We start from the raw sequence: 501 nt of genomic DNA on the forward strand, positions 1-501 counted from the left end.
TGTTTCGGCGCTCGGGGCTGTAGTGGTCGCGTTGGCGGTTGGGTGTGGCGGCGGGCAGGGCGGCGGCCACAACGCCACCTCGGTCGCACCCTCGCCGACGCCCACGGTCGGGCCAACGCTGGCGCTCAATCGGATCGATGAGCTGCTCCTGCCGCCGGAAGTGGTCGGCGACATCGTCGGCTCCAAACTCAACTGGACGGGCACGCCTCCGCCCGGTTGGACCAGGCCTCCAGTGCCCCCTGTCATCGACGAGGGCAACCCGGACTGTGCGGCGCTGTTCGGGCTGGACACCAACACGGTTGGCGTGGCCTATACCGGATGGCGGAGCAATCAATACAGGGAGGAAAAGGACACGTACGAGCATGCGGTCCGTCAAGCCGTTGCGACGGTTGTCGATTCCAAAGCAGCGACGGTGTTGCTTGGCGACGCTTTTGCCAAGCGTCTCGATGCGTGCAGCAATGCCGTCATCCACCTGAGCGGCAAATATCGATGGAGATTCCA

General features: G+C 64.7%; 1 protein-coding gene. It reads left to right on the forward strand.

Annotated elements, in window-relative coordinates; translation table 11 throughout:
- The coding region (locus A9X04_RS08745; RefSeq protein WP_197509102.1) for a sensor domain-containing protein at positions 1–501 on the forward strand (501 nt) is incomplete at both ends.

The sequence above is a fragment of the Mycobacterium sp. E3247 genome, from assembly GCF_001667785.1.
GTDB lineage: Bacteria > Actinomycetota > Actinomycetes > Mycobacteriales > Mycobacteriaceae > Mycobacterium.